This is a genomic window from Bradyrhizobium genosp. SA-3 (assembly GCF_004212635.1).
GTDB lineage: Bacteria > Pseudomonadota > Alphaproteobacteria > Rhizobiales > Xanthobacteraceae > Bradyrhizobium.
Genome location: NZ_PSRT01000297.1, coordinates 1 through 1,647 on the forward strand (window position 1 = coordinate 1; position 1,647 = coordinate 1,647).

A 1,647-nucleotide genomic window follows, 5' to 3' on the forward strand; every position below is an offset into this window, starting at 1 on the left:
TACATCGCGGCGCATCCGGAGGTGCTGGCGATCTTCACCAGCAGCACGCGCGATGCCGAACAGAAGCAGCGCCGCGGCGCCATCCTGACGCGGCCGATCGCGTTCGAGCCCGGCGCGATCACGGCGCCGACGCTGGTGCTGGCTGGTGGTGCCGACCGCCTGATGCCGCCGGCGCATACGCTGTCGCTGGCGCGGGAGATCGCGGGAGCGAAGACCGCGACCATCGCCGGCATCGGCCACATCGGGACCATTCAAGATCCTGCCGCGGTCGCGGCGGAGGTACGGGCATTTTTGCGAGGCGACCAGACAAAACAACGACAAAACACGGAGGAGGATGACCATGGAGACCAAAGGGGAGGATCTCGTCACGCTCTATGACGATGCGCCGCTCAATGCCCGTTACTGGGTCAGCATGGCGCTCGCCGTCACGACAAGCATCTTTGATTTTTTCGACTTCTTCATCGTGGGCTTCCTGGTGGCGGTGCTGGCCCCGCAATGGCACCTGACGTTCGGCCAGACCTCGGTCATGCTGCTCAGCGCCGGCGTCGGCGCGATCGTCGGATCGCTGGCCTGGGGCGCGCTGGCGGATCATTTCGGCCGCAAGACGTTGACGGTCGCAGGCGTCGTTCTTTGCGCGCTGGGCGCAGGTTCCATCTCGATCATCCCGGACGGCGCGTGGATCCTGTTCGCGTGCCTGCGCTTCGTCGTCGGCTTCGGCGTCGGCGCTGTAGCCGCGGTCGCGCTGCCGCTGATCGTCGAATATACGCCGACACGGCACCGCACGATCCTGACCAGCGTCACGGTGATTCCGGTTTCGCTCGGAATCCTCGCGGCGTCGCTCACGGCCGCGACGCTGTTGCAGTTGATCGGCTGGCGCGGCCTCGCAGCGCTGGGTTTCTTGCCGCTGGCTCCGGCCATTCTGATCGCGGTTGTTATGCCGGAGTCCGTGCGCTGGCTAGTATCGCGCGGGCGTCACGCCGAGGCGCGCCGCATCGTCGGCCGGGCATTAAACGTGCCGCCGGATAATTTGCCGCAGCCGGCTATCGCGCCGGCAGGCCATGTGCGGTCGCCGGCCTCGAGCTTCGCCGATCTGTTGGCCAAGCCAAAACTGTTCTGGCTCACGGTGATCGTCTGGCTCGGCGCGAGCACGGCCAATTACGGCGTGTTCCTGTGGGGGCCCACGATCGTCGCGCTGCTGATGGGCGTGTCGCCGATGCAGGCCGCCCATCTCTTCGTCTTCGTCAGCCTGACCGGCATGCTCGGCCGTACCGCGTTCTCGTTCCTGCCGCAATGGCTTGGGCGGCGGCGCTGCGGTGAGATCATGGGCTATGGCATCGCGCTTTCGCTCGGCGCGGCGGCGCTGTTCTTCGACCGCATCATCTTTGGCTATCCGGCATTCGTCGTGCTGTTGATCCCGGCTGCGTTGTTCTTCGACGGCGGTTTTTCCAACATCGCGCCGTATTCCGCCGAGATCTTTCCGGTGCGGCTAAGCGCGCGCGGCGTGGGACTGGCGCAGGCCGCCAACGGTGTCGGAAAGATTTCGGGACCGCTCTGCCTCGCGCTGATCGCCGGCGCGTCGAATCTGATCACGCCCAAGGCCACCATCGACGCCGTCACGCCGGCGTTTCTGTTCCTGGCCGCCTGCGG

Annotated in this window: 2 protein-coding genes; both read left to right on the top strand. The window is 66.2% G+C overall.

The window, feature by feature from the left end:
• Positions 1 to 378 (top strand): alpha/beta hydrolase (locus CWO91_RS42095; RefSeq protein ID WP_208753150.1); only part of this gene is annotated, 378 nt, incomplete at its 5' end.
• Positions 341 to 1,647: MFS transporter (locus CWO91_RS42100; RefSeq protein ID WP_165406082.1), on the top strand; the 1,307-nt coding region annotated here is incomplete at its 3' end. The genes CWO91_RS42095 and CWO91_RS42100, both read left to right, overlap by 38 nt.